Source organism: Microcoleus sp. K1-B1 (assembly GCF_036704705.1).
GTDB lineage: Bacteria > Cyanobacteriota > Cyanobacteriia > Cyanobacteriales > Microcoleaceae > Microcoleus.
In genome coordinates this window covers 1-20,103 of the sequence record NZ_JAUBSH010000115.1, presented here as the reverse complement: position 1 = coordinate 20,103, position 20,103 = coordinate 1, and the positions used below count along the sequence as shown (strand labels likewise).

Below are 20,103 nucleotides of genomic sequence, written 5' to 3'. Positions count from 1 at the left end.
GTTCCTTCCCTCACACTCCTGTGGATGCCTTTTATGCTTGTAACTCCTCCTAGTTGTAAAAAACCTACACCTCTCAGACCCCTACTCCCCACAAGACTTTGATTTTTTTTGACATACAATTTAAAGGCCGCAACAGCTTATCAGCAGATCGAATTATTTGCTTGCCGACCGTATCTTTTGCTAGTGCGTCCCATTTTATAACAATATTCCAAATTTCATCAGCTAATTTTTCAGCTAATTTATAAACATCTAACTTCTGAAAGTTGGTTTGTGACATATACTATCTCCCCACAAGACAAACAATTAACCACTGCCAACTGACCACGGACAACTGACCACGGACAACTGACAACTGACAATTGACTATCCAAGCGCTTGAATTGGCCCAGTAACACTGCCGCTAAAAAATTGTCGGATCAGTAAATTATCTGTCGATGCAATGTCATTGACAGTTCCCTCCCATTGCACTTTGCCTCGATAGAGAAATACGATGCGATCGGCAGTGCGACGGATGGTACTGTCTTGGTGAGTGACGATCGCATAAGTGCTGCAAACACCTTGGGCCGCCTGCAAGTCTCTGATTAAATCTTCAATTACCGTCGAAGCGATGGGATCTAAACCCGCCGTCGGTTCGTCGTACAGCAAAACCTCTGGATTATCCCTGTCATTATCAGGATTCGCCATGATAGCGCGGGCAAAACTTACCCGCTTCCTCATTCCCCCAGACAACTGCGCCGGATAGCGTTCGCCAATTCGTGGCAAACCCACCATCTCCAACTTTTCCTCCACCAATTCCCGAATGCGGCGGCGCGGCAGCTTAGAATGCTGGTAAAGTAAAAAACCGACATTCTCCTCCACCGTCAGCGAATCAAACAAAGCCGCTTGCTGAAACACCATCCCAATTCCGATCGGATCTGCCACGTCGTCCACCCATCCGACCCTGCGCTGTCCCTGAACAAAAACCTCACCGGCATCCGGGGCCAACAAACCCGCAATTATCCGCAGAATCGTAGATTTCCCCGTCCCGGAAGGGCCAATAATTGCCAGGGCCTCTCCCCGATAAATCCTCAGATCGACTTGATCGAGGATCGGGTTCTGGCCGAAGGACTTACTTACCCCCTTGAGTTCGATTAGTGGCTCAGCCATAGGATGTTATCAATAAGTTGTCAGTCGTCAGTCATCAGTCTACCTAATGACTCATGACTCATGACTAATCACTAATTACTTAAATTGACTGCCAGAATCAAAACTCTCTTGTATTGTAAATTTGTCAGCTCGAGCTGTTCCAATACCCTTAAGACTAATTAACCATGTCAATTAGTTCACTTCCTAAAGCCCTCCGCGTCTTGGCTAAAGCCAAGCAGGTTCTTGCCCAATCCAGAAATCCTTACCCCCCTTCTTTGCGGAACGGGCGAGTTCACCAGTGGTTTAAGTGGTTAGCCCCCGGACTGTTAGTGAAACGGTGGCTGCTGATCAGTGCTAGCGGCGTGGTACTTGCAACTTTGGGTTTAGCGATTTGGACTGGGATGACTCCCATTTTCTTCTTATTGCAATTGTTGAGAAATTTTTTGGCGTGGATTGCGGAAGTTGTTCCTAATTACGTGTCGGGCCCGATCATCATTGCTGGCGGGATTTTATTAATTCTGTGGGGACAAACTCGCAGTTTGAACTCTATTACTCAAGTGCTGATGCCCGAAGGGAATGAGGAACTGGTCGATCGACTCCTCAACCACCGCCGCTTGAACCGCGGCCCGAAAATTGTGGCAATTGGGGGCGGTACGGGCCTTTCTAATTTGCTCAGGGGATTGAAGGATTACAGCGCCAAAATCACTGCTATTGTCACGGTGGCGGATGATGGCGGGTCTTCCGGGCGGCTGCGGCGGGAAATTGGGGTATTGCCGCCGGGAGACATTCGCAATTGTTTGGCTGCTTTGGCAGATGAGGAAAAGTTATTGACTGAGTTATTTCAATATCGTTTCCGGGCTGGTGACGGTTTGGTGGGTCACAGTTTTGGGAATTTGTTTTTGACGGCGATGAGCGATATTGCTGGAGATTTGGAACAGGCGATCGCGGCGAGTTCTAAAGTTTTAGCAGTGAGGGGAGAGGTGCTGCCGGCTACTCTGAGCGACGTGTCTTTGTGGGCAGAACTCGCTGACGGCCGCAGGATTGAGGGGGAGTCCAGCATTACCAAAGCTAACGGAAAAATCCTCAGAATAGGCTGCACTCCTGCTAATCCTCCGGCATTACCTAGGGCTGTGGAAGGGCTTCGGGAAGCGGATTTTATTATTATTGGGCCGGGGAGTCTTTATACGAGTGTCATTCCGAATTTGTTGGTGCCGGAAATTGCTGATGCGATCGCCAACAGCCAAGTTCCGCGCATTTATGTGTGCAATATTATGACTCAGCCGGGGGAAACTGACGGATACAGTGTTGCAGACCACATTCGGGCGATCGACCGCGCTTGCGGCAGGCCGCTGTTCGATGCTGTAGTAGTTCAAGGAAAAGTCCCTTCTGCAAAGGCTTTGATCCGCTATTCTCAGGAGGATTCTTATCCGGTTGTGCTCGATCGAGAAGCCGTGACGCAATTGGGGCGGCGAGTTGTCATCGCCAATGTCATGGATGAAGATGAAAATACGGGTTTAATTCGCCACAATTCGCAAAGGTTGGCGGGGATGTTGCTGCGTTGGTACGGCCGCGCGCAAAACATTTAAGCTGCTGACTGTTGACTGTTGACTGTTGACTGTTGACTGTTGACTAATATTATTGGTTATTGGTTATTGGCCGCCAGCGAGTAACAAATAACAAATAACAAATAACAAATGACTAATTATTGAAATGAAAACTTTGCTTCCCGATTCTGAGGCTACGCGCAAGTTGGGTGTTGCGTTAGGTCGATCGCTCCCCCCCGGCACTGTAATCTTATTACAAGGAGATTTAGGTGCAGGCAAAACTACCTTGGTTCAAGGTATCGCTGAAGGCTTAGGAATCTCAGACTCGATTGAGAGTCCTACTTTTACGCTGATTAACGAGTATTTTGAAGGACGAATTCCGCTGTATCATCTAGATTTGTATCGACTAGAACCCGAAGAAGCGGAGGCTTTGCACTTAGAAAGTTATTGGGACGGGTTAGAAAGGGATTTGGGAATTGTGGCGATCGAATGGGCGGAAAGATTGCAGTACAAACCCGACTATTATTTGCAAATTTATTTGAGTTATCTAGATAACGGGCGGCAACTTGAAGTAATTGGTAATGGCGAGTTATTGGATTGGCAATTGGAAATTTGAGAAAACGCGATTTAATTTAGATGTTGTACCATTCTCACTTAGCCTTTTCTGAACAGGCTTTTCGGCCTGTTCCACAATAAGAAAATTCACTCTTTGTGGAACAGGCCGAAAAGCCTGTTAAGAGAGAATGGTGTAACATCTCAGCGCGAACTTGCTGCGGACGGTTAATACCAATCAATTTGCCTCTCAAAGTTTCTTCACCAGCAATAGCATCATTGATGCGTGTTGCCAACCTTTCTACATTCCGATTTTTGGTACAAACAATAATACCAGAGTGGTCTGGCTGTCGGTTGTGCAGTCCGATAAAATCAAACCGATTTAATGTCAAAACAGCTCTATCTTTGCTTATAGCAAATGCTAGCACCTCTGGATCGGGAATCCCAAGTCCTGCCTTTCCTGCTTCCTGAACAGTCAGGATATTGTGACCAAAAGCGCGCAGCAATTGCACAACAGGCAAAGGAAATTGTTCGTCTGCATACAAATTCAGCATGACTCAGGCTTCCTCATTCTTGCAGATTGCTTCTTCGATTTCCTCCAGATGTGCATCAGCATAAGTCCAAACATTGACTAGATCGGCCGCGCCCAGATGGGGATAAAATTGTAGAAGTTCAGCATCGCTTGAACCTTCACGGCGAAAACTTTCAAGCAGCCCAACTGGGATGCGAGTTTTGGCAATGCAAGCATCCCCACCACACACGTCGGGAGTTTTGGTAATTCCTGGCCAGCTATTGTTTAAACTTTGGGTTAAAAGCCGGATGGCTTCAGCTTTCTCCGTCGGAGTTAAGGCCAGGAGTTGTGTTTCTAGTTCTTGGAGAAGCATGGGTAAAATCGCCTTTGCGAGCGGGAATACCCAATTATAACACTTGAGTTTTATTCATGCTTACTCAGCGTCAAATGTCAAGGCTTCTCCCCTCACATTTGTATCCAATTTACCATTCTCAAAAACAACTTTTCCTCCAACAACAGTCACAACTGGCCACCCAGTTAAATTCCATCCTTCAAAGGAACTCCAGCCGCACTTGCTCGCCATCTCTGCGCCCACCACCGGGCGGTATTTCTCCAAATCAACTAAGACTAAATCTGCATCAAAACCCGGAGCAATCGCCCCTTTGTTCGGAATCTTATAAGCCTTAGCAACTGCCGCCGACATCCAATTAGCAACTTGCGCCACTGTACATCTTCCCTCTACTGCTTGCGTCAGCATCAAAGGCAAAGAAGTTTCGACTCCCGGCATTCCCGACGGCGTATTGGGATATTCTTGAGCTTTTTCTGCTAATGTATGCGGCGCATGGTCGGTGGCGATAAAATCAATTACGCCGTCGAGTAAAGCTTGCCAAAGTATTTCGTTATCGCGGGGTTCGCGCAAAGGCGGATTCATCTGAGCTAAACTGCCAATTTTTTGATAGGCGCTGGTATTTAACAACAAATGCTGCGGCGTAACTTCTGCTGTCACCCAACTCGGTTTTTCCTGGCGCAACAACTCAGCTTCATCCCCAGTTGAAAGGTGCAGAATGTGCAGACGGCGCTGATATTTATTAGAAAGTTTTAATGCTAGCTGAGTTGCCAATAAAGCTGCTTGATTGTCTTGAATTTGGGAGTGCACGGCAACATCGGAAATCCCGGCAAATTCAAGACGCCTCTGGTTGATTCTAGCTTGGTCTTCTGCGTGTACAGCAATTAGTCGATCGCCCTTAGCAAAAATCGCCTCTAAAGTTGCTTCTCCATCCACCAACAACTGCCCGTGCATCGAACCCATAAACACCTTAATTCCCGGAGTCGGATTCGCATCCAACAAATCCGGCAAATTCTCCGGCGTTGCACCAATAAAAAAGCCGTAATTCACCAAACACTTCTCGGCAGCGCGACTTAGTTTATCATCTAAGGCAGCTTGGGTTGTGGTCAGAGGTCGCGTATTCGGCATTTCCAGAAACGATGTCACGCCGCCTTTAGCGCAAGCACAGCTAGCGGTAAATAAGTCTTCCTTGTGTTCTAAACCCGGTTCCCGGAAGTGTACCTGGGGATCAATTACTCCGGGTAACAGAGTTAAGCCTTTGGCATCTATTTCTCGATCGCCAGATTCGACAATTTCCGCAGCAACTTGGACAATTTTGCCATCGCATATTTGTACATCTCCTACCAAAAACTCACCATTGGGCAAAAGAATGCGAGCGCGACGGATTAACAAACTTGATTGGGTAGTCATAAGATATCCTTAATTCAGTAAACAGCGTGCTAGCATGGAAGCATTATTAAGTTTATAATTCGTATCCAGCTCAGTCACTACAATACCCTATGACTCGTCTAGACAAGTCAGCCGACGAAAAACCTCCGCAAGACACTGAAAATCCTTGGATCGAAGGAATTAAGACGATCGGCTTAGCAGCATTTTTGGCCTTTGGTATCCGCACCCTGGTTGCCGAAGCACGCTACATTCCCACCGGCTCGATGCTCCCAACCCTACAAATTAACGATCGATTAATTATAGATAAGGTAAGCTATCGATTCCAAGAGCCCCAGCGAGGAGATATTATCGTATTTATGCCTCCTGACCAGGCTAGTTTGTGCACGGGACAGCCACCACCGATCAAAGATGCCTATATCAAGCGAGTGATCGGACTTCCAGGGGACACTGTGGAAGTCAGAGAGGGAAAAGTTTTTATTAACAAGCAGCCGCTACAGGAAAAATATATTGAAGAAATTCCACAGTATCCCTACGGGCCTGTAGTTGTAGCCCCAAATTCTTACTTGGTGCTCGGCGACAACCGCAACGCAAGCTGTGACAGTCATTACTGGGGCTTTGTACCCAAGCAAAATATTATCGGTAGGGCGATTGTGCGTTTTTGGCCGCTCAACCGCACAGGTTCGATCGATCCCACGCCCATTTATCCCGCTAAAAATTAGCTCTAACGGAACCAAGAAGGTCAATTCAATAATAGCAATGATTTGGGTGATTAAGAACATCCTAATCGTCTTATCGTTTGCTATACAAAACGCTAACGATATTAGATCCCCGACTTCTTCAAGAAGCCGGGGATTTAAGCTTACTGGCTGGATCAATTCTAAATTCTAAAATCTAAAATTTCAAATCGCCTGACGTTTCGCGATCGAGAACTTTCACAACTTTGTTATACATATCCTCAGCTTCTTGCTGCGAATTGCCAATACTCGTCACTCCCAATTTGCCAAACTCCGACAAACAACCCATTAAATGAAACACACTGCCCGTCTCAGTACCGCTGTCAAAGTGCAGTTGATTGTCAGCAATAATATCCATCAAATCGTTCGGTAATAATCCCCGATAGCGCTCTTTTTTCAAATTGTCCGAAGCGACATAATATTTTGGACGGCCCTGCAGGCTGTAAAATAATCCTGTCGAACGTTCGTACCGACCATTTGTTAACAGCTTCAGCGCCATAAACGGATGAGTTGTGCCTCCTTTCCGCAAGTTAATTTCTATTGCTTGCATATCCCAGTTGCCGTCTGATTGCCGCACCGCGAGAAAATCTACTCCAAATCTCTCTAAAGCACCTTTTTTAGCTAAGTTTTGTCCTACTTTCCATCCCAATTCCTGCAACGCTATTCGATAAGATGCGTCCGCCGGAAATTGGCAACCCAAGAAAATTTGACCGTCTGGGCCTCCTAAAATTTGGTCGTGGGTTGAGAGAATTTCTACTTCGCCACTGGGGACAATTCTGCCTTGAACACTGGGCGAGAACTTTTCTTCTCCTTCGATAAATGCTTCGGCAATTGCCCCTAATTCGGGAATGCGACTGCTAAAATTTTCCCAGGTTTCGCCCGTTGCTTGAAAGCGCAATTTATGGAAGTGCTCGCCAATTGCCTTCGCTCTTTCTGTAGATGTTTTACCTGCGAGGGACTTCAGATCTAAAATTGCATTTCCTTCCCCCGAAAAACCTTCATTTAACTTAATTACGATCCGTTGCAAATGCGGCTGCCGCGTCCACAAATCCGCCGCAGCTTCCGCTAAATCTTCCGCATTCCAAACCAACTCGGAACCGTCAGGATAAGGCACGCCACATTCTTTAAAAATTTGCCTGCTACCGCTTTTGGTTCCCCAGTATAACAGATCGGGATCGCTGGCCCACAAAGGAATCCCCAATTGAACAGATAACTCGCGTTCTAAGGGCGTCGAGTTATAACAAACCATATAAGATTTTGTCGGCCGCACTGCTTGACGAATGCGCTCCATTAAGCGGGGACGATCTAAAATTTTCTGGGTGAGGGATTTGGCAGAAGCATCGTAAGCACTGAATAGCACAAGCCGATCGCGCGCGTGAGAAAATGGAATTCCCGGCAGCAATTGCAGGTAATAATCCACAATCATCGGGTGCAAGGGCTCGGAGGTAATGTAAATTAAGCGCGTGCGCGGATTTCGCAGGCGAATCAATGAAAATAAATGCCTCTCTTCGTAATGGTAAGCACCCTCAACTTTCTGCATTTCTTGCTGATCTAAGCTGAGAGAAGGAATAATAATAATGTCACAATCTCCGCCGTCGAATTCTTCTATCGCTCGCCAACGTTCCCGTAATTCTGCCTGAAGATTGCGAAACTTCTGCGCGGATTCGGAAGATGAATTATTTAACTCTTGCATTGTGTTTAATCCTAACTATTCAAATAATTATTGCTGATGATGATGTCGGGTGTGTCAGCCCCAATAGTTGAGACAACTCACACAGTTTTTTGTCTGACGCACTTTACCAGGAATATTGACAAAAATGCCCAAATAGTGATTTAAGGTGCGTCAGTCGAAATATTTGAGGCAATTAAAACAGTTTTTTCTGCCCCCGGCCAAAAACCGATACCCTGCCACGTACTCCTATCGTGAAGAGCCAAAAATTTTAGACCAAAGTTTAATCTCCCAGATTCATCTGTGGCATAAATCTAAAATCTAAAATCTAAAATCTAAAATCCACTGACGTACCCTATCGGGACGATCGTCCATTTCTGTCAATCTGCTCTAAGAAGCTCGCCGCGCTCGAAAAAGTCTGGCATATTCCAATATCGGCTCTAAGCGGCGTTGATTTTGCTTGAGAGCAGATCGCAATTTTTCCGAAGGGCGGAACACCAGGGGAGCCGAATATTTGTTCAGCATCTCGATTTCTGGCGACTGGCTCATCAGCATCAGCCGCACGTCTTTGTCGAGCAAATAACTCAGAGACAGCAAATCTCCCATGTTCGTAAAATCGTTGCCGCGATCGCTAATTACAATTGTATCTTTAATCGATCGGTTAGCTATCGCCTCTTTGTTAATAATTTTCGCAACTTCAGCATTAAAATAGCTCAAGTCTTTGCTCCACCAAGTATCAGAAAAACCGCTAACTGTACAGGATGCTATACTTGCTGTAAAAACCAGGGCTAAAATGACTTGCCAAAACCGCTGCTGAGTTTTCACGTTACTGGCGAGCAAGTAAGCAACTGCTAGCTGCACTCCCGGAAAGCACGAAATCAGATAACGGCTGACGGCAGAACGTTTGCCGCCTAGGATTAGATCCGGTAAGGCCAGTATCAAAAAAGGTACAAAAATTGATGTTACAATAAACAGCCAATTTGAAGTGCTAGCCCGACGGCAGATTGTGTAAAGGGCTGTCGCAATTAACAGCAAAAATGGCAATCTCAGCAGATAAGTCCAAATATTATCAAACCCGAAGTCGAAGTCAAAAAATAAGGCTGTAAAGCTGAGCGTCCACAATTTGACAAGATACAGCCAACCCGGAGATACTCGCGTCCAATCTGTCGTCGCTGATGCTCGTCCCAGGTTAGTCGCCAGCACGTAAATCCACGGAAGATACAATATTAAACCTGCGGTTACTGCTAAGAAAAATTGGGAATTAGTTACATGACCTCGCAATTTTGTTTTTTTGACAAACAGCCAGTAAGAAATTATAAAAACTCCGTGTCCAATGAGTGTTAAACTGAAGAACGGGTGAGTGTAGAAACCAAGGGCGATCGTCAGCGAGTAAAATACCCAATTTTTCCAACCCCGCAACCGCACTGCTCTCAGCAGCAGCCAACTGCTGCCAATAACTGTGGCTGTCAGCAAACTGTACTGCCTTGCTGTCTGAGCAAACAAGATGTCAAAGGGAGATAAAGCCAAAAGTGCTGTTGCTAATAACGCAGCCAAATTCGAGGCGAAAAGTTCCTGAGCTAAAGCGTACATCAAAGGCAGCGACAGCAAACTCAATATTGCTGGCAAAGTGCGGGAGGCTGTTAGAGAACTGCCAAATTGCTGCATCCACCAACGAGCCATGAGAAAGTATAAAGGCGGATGTTGCGGGTCTTCTAGTGCTAAAGAACGAATTGTGTCTGCTTCTGTACTTCCCGGTTTAATCCGCTGATATTTTTGCAATTGTGGTGCGGGAAAAATCCGGTTTTGGAATAGTTCGTCGTCGATTTCTTGGCGTGTGAAACCAGCGGCGCGGATGGATGTGTAAGCTTCGTCGTGCCAGTACAGTTTGCGATCGATCTCAAAAAACCGAAATCCGATACCAAGTAAAATGCCGATCGCCAATAAGTTAATCAACCAGCGGGAATTTTTGCTATTGACAGATGTGTCTTGATGTGTTGTAGATGCCATGCTTGTCCTAATTGTGGCGATTACTTGTTACCAGGCTCTGCCTGGTAACACAGATCCGGAGGCTCTGCCTCCAATTTTAATGTAAGCTTTTCGAGGCAGAACCTCGCTTACATCGGTTCCCAGACAGAGCCTGGGAAGCAGTTAAATATCTTCTACATCTTGGGCATTCTGAAGCTTGGATCAGGCTGAACCACCCCAAAATCAAGAATCTTCAACCAAATGCTCCCAGAACCTCCAGACCCCAAAAATAACTGCTAACATACGTGTTGTACAGTTAATCAACAAGCTCCGCAAGGGGTCTACCCGCGTACCGCAAATGCCAAAAAAAGAAGCGTCTATAAAAACTTCCACTGAAAACTCAGAAAAGCAAAAAGCTCTAACTTCCGTACTCTCCCAAATCGAGCGCAGCTTTGGCAAAGGGGCGATCGTCCGATTGGGAGACTCCACTCGCATGAAGGTAGAAACCATTCCCACCGGAGCCCTGACACTGGACATTGCTTTGGGCGGCGGTTTGCCAAAAGGCCGAGTCATTGAAATTTACGGCCCGGAAAGTTCCGGTAAAACCACTCTAGCCCTCCACGCGATCTCCGAAGTCCAAAAATCCGGCGGTATCGCAGCCTTCGTCGATGCCGAACACGCCCTCGATCCCACCTACGCCTCAGCTTTAGGCGTGGATATTGAAAATCTCTTAGTTTCCCAGCCGGATACCGGCGAAATGGCCCTAGAAATAGTCGATCAACTCGTCCGTTCCGTCGCCGTCGATATCGTAGTAATTGACTCAGTAGCCGCCCTCGTCCCCCGCGCCGAAATCGAAGGCGACATGGGCGACTCCCACATGGGTTTGCAAGCGCGCTTGATGAGCCAAGCTTTACGGAAAATCACCGGCAACATCGGCAAATCTGGCTGTACCGTCATTTTCCTCAACCAATTGCGGCAGAAAATCGGCATAACTTACGGCAACCCGGAAACAACAACCGGCGGTAACGCACTCAAGTTCTACGCCAGCGTGCGGCTTGACATTCGCCGCATTCAAAGCTTGAAAAAAGGTACAGAAGAATACGGCAACCGCACGAAAGTTAAAGTTGCTAAAAATAAAGTTGCTCCGCCTTTCCGTATTGCCGAATTTGACATTGTATTTGGCAAAGGCATTTCTACTTTAGGCTGTCTGACTGACTTGGCCGACGAAATGGGAGTAATCATCAAAAAAGGTTCTTGGTATAGCTACAACGGAGAGAACATAGCTCAAGGACGAGACAAAGTGATCCAGCACATGGAGAAAAACATCGATTTCAAAAATGAAATTGAGGAGCTAGTTAAAAAGAAACTTGAGACTGGTGCTCTGGTTTCTGCTAATTCTGTCGCTCCTATTGAGGTAGATGATGTAGATGATGTAGATGATGTAGATGATGTAAATGATGTAGATGATGTAGATGGTTTGGACGAAGAAATCTAAGTTTTTTAGTCCTCAATTCTTACTCGTTTACTGGTTGTTTACTGGTTGTTTACTCGTTACCAGGCTGGAGCGAAAGTAACGCTCAACAGCGACCTAGAGCCTCGAATTTAATTTTCGCTGGGCTTCGGCTCTTGGTCGCTTACCAGGCTGGAGCGAAAGTAACGCTCAACAGCGACCTAGAGCCTCGAATTTAATTTTCGCTGGGCTTCAGCTCTTCCTCTAGGTATCGGTTCCCAGGCTCCAGCCATAGAACCAGTAAATTGACCGGACACGATCTGAGTTCGGGATTGCCGAATATATTGCGGATTGCTATACTTGTACAGTAAGTAGTACAAGTATCAAGTACATGAATATTGTTTCTTTTAGCGAAGCGAGAAATAACCTCAAGGCTGTTTTAGACAGAGTAGTGGAAGATACGGACTATACCATCATCACTAGACGGGATGCGGAGGATGCCGTGGTGATGTCGCTAGAGTTCTTTAATAGTTTGCTGGAAACAGTTCATTTACTCAAATCTCCCGCCAATGCTGCCCATTTGGAGCGTTCTATTGCTCAGTTTAAGCAGGGGAAAGTGGTGGAGCGAAATTTGTTGGATGACTAGAAAGTTAGCATGGACGGATGAGGCTTGGGGCGATTATTTATATTGGCAAGGGCAAGACAAGAAAACGTTAAAACGAATTAACAAGCTAATTGAGGCAACAATCCGATTGCCGTTTGAGGGGATCGGAAAGCCAGAAGCACTGAGGGAGAACTTGGCTGGTTTTTGGTCGAGGCGAATTGATGATACGAATCGATTAGTTTATGCTGTGGATGACGAGTATCTAACGATTATCTCTTGTCGATACCACTATTCTGATTGACATCCTCCTTAGCCTGCTTAGCTAGGGTGCGGCGTTTTTGTTTAACAGGAAAGTCGGCGATTCTTTGAGAAGTTTAATTTTAATTTTATGATGATAGCGAGTTTCTATTTAACGGGCGAGCGTAACTTTTGTCACGCTATGTAAGTTTTGCAGGATAAACAGGGATGAGAGGGTACTCCTTTGCATGGCAATTGTTATGCAGTGATCGATTGTTTAGTAGTGCAGCCACAAAATAACGCGGACTTTTTATGTAAATTGCATATTCGAGGCGGGCGGGACGCCCAACCCCTACTCCCCACAAGAGTTTTATTGTTTTTTGACATACAATTTAAATCCACAACAGCTTATCCCAACAGAATTGTTTTCAAAATACTCCTTGTAAACTGGATTCATGTCTTTTGGTAAGCTGCGTGGCTCTGACAGCGGAACTGGGAGCATCTCATATTTGTAAAAATACTTCTTCTGGCTCCTTCCTTCTTCCTCTTTCCTCCTGGCTCCCAACTCCAATTTCTAGCTTGGCTGCTTTCATTGAGATGCTCGCCATTTACGAATAGTTATTCAGGCATAGAAACTGGCTGAACGTATTGAGAATTAGCCCGCACATAACAGCCTTGTCTTGTTAGCAACCAGGGTTGACCGTTCGCCATCGTAATCGCATTTGCTCCCCTGAGTTCAGCAGCAACTGTATCTCTATCCGCGCGGTAAACTTGTTGAATTGCTCCGTTTGCGGTCTTGCGGCAGTTGAGCTGTCCATCTCGCGAGGTGACTCGCCAAGCAGGCCAAGTTACAAAACCATTTGTTGGACTCGACCAAGTATTAGCATTGCTAGAAGTATAGTCGCCACTTGCATTAGGACGGGGTAAAGCTTCGACTAAATTTACTTTAAATGTCTGGCCAATAGAAGGACAATTTTCTCCTCCTTTCACCTTCCAAGTAACTTCGGCTCCCAATTGGCTGCTTCTTCCAACTTGACGCCTGACAATGGCAATATCCCCTGAACAAACAATTTTTCTGCCAGGGCCGGTTGCACTGTCTTTGAAAGTCCCATTGTAATAGTAAGAGCCTGCTGATCCTTGGGAACGGGTAATTTGAATATTGCCCAAAAATTCCCGATTCCCTACTTTGGTTAAGTAAAAACCGCTGCGATTGTTTCCTTTTTCTGACAAGTTTAAAGTAGTTTTACCATTAGGATTAACATAAGTCGTAGCGCTAGCAGCAGCGCACCAAATCAATGACACAACTCCTGTGGATAACAAAATATAAAGTTTTTTCACAGCAACACCTTGTATGATATGAATCTCTACTTTATTTGTAGCTGTTGGTGAAGATATTTCACCAGTCGCTCAAATGAGTGTCACTCATTTGAGCGACATTCTAACGACATACGGGGAATCCCCCATGATTGCCACTACAAATTCGGCAACCACAGGGGATTGGCACTACTGCGTAATTCCGAAATATCAACTCTGCATAACTTCACCTTGCTTCAGCTTGCTTCTACTCTCTTCACTTGTATGCACCTGCATCACGATGCCTGCAAGCTTCGACTTCTGACTCATTGCAAGTTCCAATAATTAGCAGCAGAATAAATTTATATACGTAAGTAAGGGAGTTCCAATCACCGCTAGATACTGTAGATTTTACGGGTACTTCCCGGTGAGTCAAGTGGGGATTCCAAACACTAGGGCGATTTTTACAGATAGCAGATTTCACATCTAAGAAGGTTTGTAAAGAAATGTAAAAGCTCCTGATCGCCGATTGGTTTGACAGAAAGTACGATTTTTAAGCTGAGTCGGTAAAAAAAGTCGTCTTGATTCAGCGCAAAAATGAACTTGACAAACACAAATTAATTTGCTCGAAACTTAAATCATTGTTGAAGGGAGAATAAATTGTGGCTGACGGTCAATTAGGAGTTATATTAAAGATGGCTCAAACAATTAATCCTCAAATTGAGAGCGATCGACACTTTGAAATAGACTTGGCAAAATTGCGCCAACTGCCAGCAGGAACATTAGGGTGCGAAGTGGCGCGATTTCTAGACGAACAAGGCTTTGAGCCGATCGCATCGGGAGACTGGATTCAGCGAAATCACGACGTGTGGCACGTTCTGACTGGTCTTTCAGCTTCAACAGAAGATGAGTTGATACTTCAAGCGTTTACTCGCGCTCAAGTATTTCGTCCTTCTTGTGCGATTTTAGTGTTAGTTGGACTGATCAGCGGCAAATGCGCGATCGGACAAATTATCAAAGGCTTAAAACACGGAAAATTAGCCACTCGGCTAATTAATTGGGACGTTGCATCTGATTGGGAAACTCCTTTATCTGAAGTTCGAGAAAAACTCGGAATTCTACCCTTAATTGATTAGATTTTAACTCGTTACCTCATTGCAAAAATATGCAAAGCAAAAGTTACAAACCGGAAATTAGCCTGAGTCCACGCGAAAGAGCGATCGCGCAATTAGTAGCCCAAGGCCTGCCCAACAAATGTATTGCCAAAAATTTAAATATTAGTCACTGGACGGTTGCTACTTACGTGAGGCGAATTTTTATCAAACTCGGTGTTTGTTCCAGAACTGCGATGATTGCACTGCTGATCCAAGAAAATTTGCTCTGGGACTGATCGATAAGTCAATACGGTTCAGTTAAGCCCGATCCTCCCTAGCCCCCCTTCTTAAGGGGGGAACAAGAACTTACTCAAAGTCCCCTTTCTTAAGGGGGATTTAGGGGGATCTCCGAGGAATAAACAGTTTTAACCCAAGCGTATTGATCAATAAGTAGGGTGCGTCAGATATTAAGAACGGGCAAGATGCCCGTTCCACAAAAATTCAATCTTCTTGTGGAACGGGCATCTTGCCCGTTCTTATTTGCAAGCGTTAATTTTTTTCTATGCCACAGCCACAGAACGAGAAGAATTTCTCAGGAAACTCAGCAATTCTCGATTCACCGTTTGCGGCGCTTCCTGCTGAATCCAGTGACCACAGTGAGGAACTAATTTCAACTTAAACGGAGCCGTAATTAATCTGTCTAAACCTTCTACAAGTTTGTGGCTCAAAAACGCATCTTCTTCTCCCCAAAGCACCAAAGTAGGCACTGTCACAGGTTCTAATTTCTGCCCCAAATTCCACAGCCTCTGCGGGTGAAACATCTGCCGGTAATAATTGATAGCGGCGGCTAATACTCCCGGCTTTTCTAAAGCAGTCTGATAAATCTTAGTTTCCTCAGCGCTAAAAGATCCTTTGCGAACAGCTTGTCCTTGGAAAACATTGTGTACAAAATCTTTCAAGTTTTGCCGGATCAACAATTCCGGAATGCCGGGAACCTGAAACGCCAAAACGTACCAACTGCGGCGGATTTGATCTAAATTGCTCGCCATTTCCTGCATGAATCGCTGCGGGTGCGGAGCGTTTAAAATTGCCAAGCGGTTGAGTTGTTCGGGAAATTTTTGAGCTAAGTGCCACGCAATCGCTCCTCCCCAATCATGACCTACAACGTGAGCTTTTGTATAACCGAGGCTCGAAATCAAACCGCGAATATCCGCGCTCAGCGTATCTAAATCATAGCCGCTTTCCGGCTTATCGGAATCGTTGTAGCCCCGCAAATCCGGCACTACTACCTTGAAATGACGCGCTAAAGCAGGGATTTGATGACGCCAAGAGTACCAAAACTCTGGAAACCCATGCAGGAGGAGAACGAGCTCGCCTTCTCCTTGAGAAACACAGTGCAGGCGGATGTTATTGGTTTCGACAAAGATGTGTTGCTGTTCGGAATCGAAAGAATTCATAGTTGGAAAGTTAGACTTATTTTCGGGAAGTACAGAACCCGCCGACTGGTAGCAGGCTAAAACGTCCCAATGGTGTTAATTTTTCTACTTTTATTGTAGCTGCTTTTCGATCCCCGCCGCTGCAATCTAATCAAACTTAAAACTTGTAGGGTTTTGGCGTGTCCTGTGTTTTAGGTGTAACTACTGAGTTCAAGTTTATCACCTTAAATGTATTGTTTTAACAGCGGCGCAGGCGATTCAATAATAGCACAATTTCGTCCGTTGCCGATCGCATTTTTGCAGTCGATAGGTCAGATTGATTGACGATAATGCTAAACACCAGCGGCTCGTAATTCGGAACTTCGATATATCCCGACAGCGCCGAAACTCCGCTCATAGTTCCGGTTTTTGCTTGCATAATTACGCGATTTGGTGTAGTATTAAAGCGATTTTTCAAAGTGCCGCTCTCGCCAGCGATCGGCAGTGACTGGCGGTAAATAGATGCAGCAGGTGAATTGGCCATAAGTCTCAAAGTTTGCACCAAGGCTTCTGGAGTAATTAAATTGTGCCGAGACAAGCCGGAACCGTCGGCTAATATGTAGCTGTTTGGATTTACTCCTAATTGAGTTAAAACTGCCTTTAGCTCTTTCAAACCGCTTTCACCTGTATCCTCTTGTGGCACAGGCATCTTGTCTGTAACTTTCCCCAACAATCTCAATAAAACTTCTGCATAAAGATTGTTACTTATGCGATTAGTTTCTCTCACCAATTCCGCCAGCGGCGGCGATTCAACGGTCGCTAATTCTTGATTTAAATTGCGAGAAGCCGATGCAACTAAAGCCTGTTTAACAGGAATTCCCTCAGCAGCCAGGGCTTGTTGAAAATACTGCAAAAAATTATTAGCGGGGTTGACAACTGCGACATAAGCTGATTCCGGTTCGCCACCAACTTTCAACTGTCCGCCCACTCGAATTATAGGTCGATCGAACTCCCGGCCAACTTCAATAAACTCAGATTCGTTTTGAGCGACGGTAACAGTATTGTTCTGAAGTTGCCACTGATTTGCCAGCTTTGGTTCGGCAAAAGTAACTTTCAGAGGTTGCCCCAGAGCCTGTGGGGACAAAAGAAGGTCGATCGCGTTTTGATTGAAAATTAAACTGTTAATCGGCGCTCCGTAGCCTGCTTGCGCGTCTTCCCATTCCCAATTAGGATTGACTGCATTGCCTTGAAAATAGCTGTCATCGCCAATCAACTGGTTAACTTGACTGATTCCCCGCTGCTTCAACTGCTGCGCCAAAGATTTCAACTGAGCCTCAGCAATGCTCGGATCTCCCCTGCCGGCAACGTACAAACTCCCATTTTCGCCGCTGTAAACCGATGTCTTAATCCTAAAATCTGCACCCAGTTTCTGCAAAGCAGCGGCTGTGGTTAGCAGCTTGGCATTTGATGCTGGAATAAAATATTTTTGGGCGTCGCGGCTGTAGAGAGTAGTAGTAGAAGATAGAGGTTGAATCAAAATGCCCCAGCGCGATCGGCTAAATTCGGGACGGTTGGCGATCGCATCTACTTGCGCCCCCAATTCCCCCGGACAAATATCCCCAGCAACCGCCGACGTTTGAGCAGCAACCGCCGACGGACGCCCCAGAATTAGGACCAACAAACTAAGCGCAATTCCTTGGATTTTCAAAGTGCCAGTTCCTTAACAATAACTATTAAAATTAGATGCGCCCGATATTGGAAGTTTCACCGAATCAAGTCAATATTAATAATAATAACGCGCATGAATTCTCGGATTGAATAGCGCCTCTACAGGTTTTCCCTCTTTGAGGTGCTCTTCCACAATTAACGGTACATCACTCGGCTTAACTCGACAATACCAAATTTCGTCTGGGGTAACTCGTACAGTCGGGCCAGTGGTGCACTGTCCCTGACAACTACAGGCTTCCACTTTCACCCCGGCAACTTGTTGAGCTTCAAAAGCAGCTAGCACTGCTGCTGAACCATTTTTCAGGCAAGATTGATACTGGCAAACCAATACACAGCGCGCTTCTGGTTGGGAGTCTGGTTCTCTGGCTGGAGATTCTGGCATTGGTAAGGATTTATCCGCTCTTTAAGATATCTTAACAATCTTGTCAGGTCGATCGCTCGCCGGAGTCCGGTAAACGGCAGAATTTTATAGTGCGATCGAAAAAAACAGCAAAATTCTGGCATTCAAACTTTTTCCTTCCTTCTACCTTCTAACGAATCCCTTCAGCAGAGCTGCCTTTCTTCATTCTGTGTCACGCTTTCCCTATATGATCGATAAGGAGAGATAACTGAATCAACCGCTAATCATGCCAAAAACAGTAGCCGATGTAATGAGCCGCGAGCCGATTTTGGCGCGACCCGAAATGCCCTTGAACGAAGCGATTAAAATTTTAGCCGATCGACGCATTAGCGGTCTTCCCGTCGTAGATGAGAATGACTTGTTGGTAGGAGTCATCTCCGAAACCGACTTGATGTGGCGGGAAAGCGGCGTAACTCCGCCCGCTTATATCATGGTGCTCGATAGCGTGATTTACTTAGAAAATCCCTCTCGTTACGAGCGAGAACTCCACAAGGCTTTAGGACAAACAGTAGGAGAAGCGATGAGTACAGAGCCAGTTACCATCGGTCCCGACAAATCTCTCCAAGAAGCTGCCAAACTGATGCACGATCGCAGCATCCATCGATTGCCTGTGGTCGATTCGGCGGGCAAAGTAATCGGCATCCTCACTAGGGGAGATATTATCCGTTCGATGGCTGCCGAATCTTAAATTAACTGTTGCAGTTCCAGGACTGTATCAGAAAATGAGTCGTGAAGCGAAGCTATCCCGTAGGGAATCGCTCTTTCAATCTCGCTGACTTTTTGCAGTTACCAATTAAGTAGGTGTGCAGAATTAATTACACAATATTTCTACTGAAACCCTTGCCTAGCAAGGAGTCTTTATGTAATTAATTTTGTGTGGTTACTTATCTAGATTCACGACACGGAAGTCAGGAATAGACGCAGAGCAATTTTTTCTTTCTTGCTTCTTCTTCTTCTTCCTTCTTCCCTCTTCCTTCTTCCCTCTTCCCTCTTCCTTCTCCCCTCTTCCTTCTTCCTTCTTCCTTCTTCCTTCTTCCCAATTATCAAATCTAAAATCCGATGAGCATTACCCCTGAGTCTGTCGAACAATTGCTGAATTCCGAGGATTTTGGCGAAAGACTGCGAGCAGTCAACCAACTGCGCCAACTAGAACCCGCGATCGCCTATAAACTGATTCAAAGCGCGATCGGCGACAAAAACGTCCGGGTTCGCTACGCAGCAGTCAGCCAATTATCAACCCTCGGCACGGAGAATCTGCCGAACGCCTTAGAGGTACTGCGAAACAGCTTGAACAACGACCCCGAACCAGACGTGCAAGCAGCAGCAGCCGATGCTTTGGGGGCATTGAAATTAACCGATGCTTTAGAAGATTTGCAGCAAGTTTATAGCAGTACCTCTGAATGGCTGGTGCAACTGAGCATCGTCGCGGCTTTGGGAGAAATGGGAGATCCGAAAGCCTTTCCGATGTTAGAAAATGCCCTGAATTCTGAAAACGAATTGATCCAAACCATTGCCATCAGCGCATTAGGTGAATTGGGAGATAAACGGGCGCTGCCGCTGCTGCTTCCCTACGCTTCCAATGCAGATTGGCAGATCCGTTACAGAGTAGCTCAAGCTTTGGGGCGGTTGGGCGGTGCAGAAGCACAGACAGCTTTGGAAATTCTCGCCAAAGATGAGGTTGAGCAAGTGGCTCAGGAGGCTAAAGTCGGACAAGAAAATAGTTTGAAATCTTGAGATTGCTTTCGTTCGCGAACAAGCCTGCGCGGTTGTGAATTTTGAATTAATTTAGAATTTTTTGTGAAGATTCTACTAAAAACTCTGTTCGTGATCGCACACAGAATTCAGAAACCCGGTTTCTTCCTATATTTGTCGTTCCTCTCTGCAAAACTCGTAGAAACCGGGTTTATAGCAAGCCAGCCCGCAGGCTGGGTGCGTAGGGTAAACCATACTAATCAGGAAAAATCTAAAATCTGTAGTTTAGACTAAAAAATCAGTGCAGCTAAAAGTAGCAGCCTTTTAGCAGAAGGCAAGCTGTTGCTCAAAAACT

At 45.8% G+C, this 20,103-nt stretch carries 22 protein-coding genes; 10 read left to right on the top strand and 12 right to left on the bottom strand.

The features are described from left to right. Positions 1-73: 73 nt before the first annotated feature. Together QUA83_RS26980 and QUA83_RS26975 are read right to left on the bottom strand one after the other, a co-directional pair. Positions 74-277, bottom strand: a complete 204-nt coding sequence (locus QUA83_RS26980) for a four helix bundle protein (protein ID WP_333297003.1) — start codon at positions 275-277, stop codon at positions 74-76. Positions 278-363: 86 nt separating this feature from the next. Further along, a complete protein-coding gene (locus tag QUA83_RS26975; RefSeq protein WP_333157025.1) occupies positions 364-1,146 on the bottom strand; it encodes an ATP-binding cassette domain-containing protein in 783 nt (260 codons plus the stop codon). A 164-nt stretch (positions 1,147-1,310) separates the two neighbouring features. Between QUA83_RS26975 and QUA83_RS26970 the strand changes: the two genes are divergently transcribed. Together QUA83_RS26970 and tsaE are read left to right on the top strand one after the other, a co-directional pair. Further along, positions 1,311-2,711, top strand: a complete 1,401-nt coding sequence (locus QUA83_RS26970; protein ID WP_333297002.1) for a gluconeogenesis factor YvcK family protein — start codon at positions 1,311-1,313, stop codon at positions 2,709-2,711. A 124-nt stretch (positions 2,712-2,835) separates the two neighbouring features. Next, positions 2,836-3,285, top strand: coding sequence for a tRNA (adenosine(37)-N6)-threonylcarbamoyltransferase complex ATPase subunit type 1 TsaE (gene tsaE, locus QUA83_RS26965; RefSeq protein WP_333297001.1), 450 nt, complete (start codon positions 2,836-2,838; stop codon positions 3,283-3,285). A gap of 34 nt (positions 3,286-3,319) precedes the next feature. Here tsaE and QUA83_RS26960 read toward each other — a convergent pair whose 3' ends face one another. Genes QUA83_RS26960 through QUA83_RS26950 form a run of 3 tightly spaced genes read right to left on the bottom strand, consistent with a single transcriptional unit; the run spans position 3,320 to position 5,488 of the window. After that, positions 3,320-3,775 carry a DUF5615 family PIN-like protein gene (locus tag QUA83_RS26960; protein WP_445301819.1) on the bottom strand — a complete coding sequence of 152 codons (456 nt, stop codon included), beginning with the start codon at positions 3,773-3,775 and terminating at the stop codon, positions 3,320-3,322. A gap of 3 nt (positions 3,776-3,778) precedes the next feature. After that, positions 3,779-4,105 carry a DUF433 domain-containing protein gene (locus QUA83_RS26955; RefSeq protein WP_333296999.1) on the bottom strand — a complete coding sequence of 109 codons (327 nt, stop codon included), beginning with the start codon at positions 4,103-4,105 and terminating at the stop codon, positions 3,779-3,781. Between the two features lie 60 nt (positions 4,106-4,165). Continuing rightward, positions 4,166-5,488, bottom strand: coding sequence for a dihydroorotase (locus tag QUA83_RS26950; RefSeq protein ID WP_333296998.1), 1,323 nt, complete (start codon positions 5,486-5,488; stop codon positions 4,166-4,168). A gap of 89 nt (positions 5,489-5,577) precedes the next feature. Here QUA83_RS26950 and lepB point away from each other — a divergent pair, with 89 nt between their 5' ends. Further along, a complete protein-coding gene (lepB, locus tag QUA83_RS26945; RefSeq protein ID WP_333153909.1) occupies positions 5,578-6,186 on the top strand; it encodes a signal peptidase I in 609 nt (202 codons plus the stop codon). Positions 6,187-6,358: 172 nt separating this feature from the next. On the opposite strand, the gene QUA83_RS26940 is transcribed toward lepB, so the two are convergent. Both QUA83_RS26940 and QUA83_RS26935 read right to left on the bottom strand, forming a co-directional pair. After that, a complete protein-coding gene (locus QUA83_RS26940) occupies positions 6,359-7,894 on the bottom strand; it encodes a peptide ligase PGM1-related protein (protein ID WP_333296997.1) in 1,536 nt (511 codons plus the stop codon). A gap of 366 nt (positions 7,895-8,260) precedes the next feature. Continuing rightward, positions 8,261-9,877 (bottom strand): glycosyltransferase family 39 protein, encoded by a 1,617-nt coding sequence (locus QUA83_RS26935; protein WP_333296995.1) that lies wholly within the window; start codon positions 9,875-9,877, stop codon positions 8,261-8,263. Between the two features lie 316 nt (positions 9,878-10,193). Here QUA83_RS26935 and recA point away from each other — a divergent pair, with 316 nt between their 5' ends. The 3 genes from recA to QUA83_RS26920 all read left to right on the top strand — a co-directional run bounded on the left by recA (position 10,194) and on the right by QUA83_RS26920 (position 12,190). After that, positions 10,194-11,330 carry a recombinase RecA gene (gene recA, locus QUA83_RS26930; protein ID WP_333296994.1) on the top strand — a complete coding sequence of 379 codons (1,137 nt, stop codon included), beginning with the start codon at positions 10,194-10,196 and terminating at the stop codon, positions 11,328-11,330. A gap of 346 nt (positions 11,331-11,676) precedes the next feature. Further along, positions 11,677-11,931, top strand: coding sequence for a type II toxin-antitoxin system Phd/YefM family antitoxin (locus tag QUA83_RS26925; RefSeq protein WP_242720579.1), 255 nt, complete (start codon positions 11,677-11,679; stop codon positions 11,929-11,931). After that, a complete protein-coding gene (locus QUA83_RS26920) occupies positions 11,924-12,190 on the top strand; it encodes a Txe/YoeB family addiction module toxin (protein WP_333296991.1) in 267 nt (88 codons plus the stop codon). The genes QUA83_RS26925 and QUA83_RS26920 overlap by 8 nt, the downstream gene beginning before the upstream one ends. A gap of 554 nt (positions 12,191-12,744) precedes the next feature. Here the strand turns inward: QUA83_RS26920 and QUA83_RS26915 are convergent. Continuing rightward, a complete protein-coding gene (locus QUA83_RS26915; protein WP_333296990.1) occupies positions 12,745-13,464 on the bottom strand; it encodes a hypothetical protein in 720 nt (239 codons plus the stop codon). 617 nt (positions 13,465-14,081) lie between these two features. Here QUA83_RS26915 and QUA83_RS26910 point away from each other — a divergent pair. Next, positions 14,082-14,555: a Coq4 family protein gene (locus tag QUA83_RS26910; protein WP_333296988.1), complete on the top strand. Its 474-nt coding sequence runs from the start codon at positions 14,082-14,084 to the stop codon at positions 14,553-14,555. 29 nt (positions 14,556-14,584) lie between these two features. Next, positions 14,585-14,809: a helix-turn-helix transcriptional regulator gene (locus QUA83_RS26905; protein ID WP_333036912.1), complete on the top strand. Its 225-nt coding sequence runs from the start codon at positions 14,585-14,587 to the stop codon at positions 14,807-14,809. 264 nt (positions 14,810-15,073) lie between these two features. Here the strand turns inward: QUA83_RS26905 and QUA83_RS26900 are convergent, their stop codons facing one another. The 3 genes from QUA83_RS26900 to QUA83_RS26890 form a co-directional block, all read right to left on the bottom strand. Beyond that, positions 15,074-15,970, bottom strand: a complete 897-nt coding sequence (locus tag QUA83_RS26900; protein WP_333296986.1) for an alpha/beta hydrolase — start codon at positions 15,968-15,970, stop codon at positions 15,074-15,076. Positions 15,971-16,187: 217 nt separating this feature from the next. Further along, positions 16,188-17,630, bottom strand: coding sequence for a D-alanyl-D-alanine carboxypeptidase/D-alanyl-D-alanine endopeptidase (gene dacB / locus QUA83_RS26895; RefSeq protein ID WP_445301820.1), 1,443 nt, complete (start codon positions 17,628-17,630; stop codon positions 16,188-16,190). An 81-nt stretch (positions 17,631-17,711) separates the two neighbouring features. Further along, on the bottom strand, positions 17,712-18,038 hold the full coding sequence (locus QUA83_RS26890; RefSeq protein ID WP_333296982.1) for a (2Fe-2S) ferredoxin domain-containing protein: 327 nt from the start codon (positions 18,036-18,038) through the stop codon (positions 17,712-17,714). A gap of 244 nt (positions 18,039-18,282) precedes the next feature. Between QUA83_RS26890 and QUA83_RS26885 the strand changes: the two genes are divergently transcribed. Continuing rightward, the gene (locus tag QUA83_RS26885) at positions 18,283-18,744 is read left to right on the top strand and encodes a CBS domain-containing protein (protein ID WP_333296981.1); all 462 of its coding nucleotides are present in this window, start codon (positions 18,283-18,285) and stop codon (positions 18,742-18,744) included. Between the two features lie 206 nt (positions 18,745-18,950). On the opposite strand, the gene QUA83_RS26880 is transcribed toward QUA83_RS26885, so the two are convergent. Next, positions 18,951-19,103, bottom strand: a complete 153-nt coding sequence (locus QUA83_RS26880) for a hypothetical protein (RefSeq protein ID WP_333296979.1) — start codon at positions 19,101-19,103, stop codon at positions 18,951-18,953. Positions 19,104-19,115: 12 nt separating this feature from the next. Between QUA83_RS26880 and nblB the strand changes: the two genes are divergently transcribed. Further along, positions 19,116-19,790 carry a phycobilisome degradation protein NblB gene (nblB, locus tag QUA83_RS26875; protein ID WP_333296977.1) on the top strand — a complete coding sequence of 225 codons (675 nt, stop codon included), beginning with the start codon at positions 19,116-19,118 and terminating at the stop codon, positions 19,788-19,790. Positions 19,791-20,103: the final 313 nt, after the last annotated feature.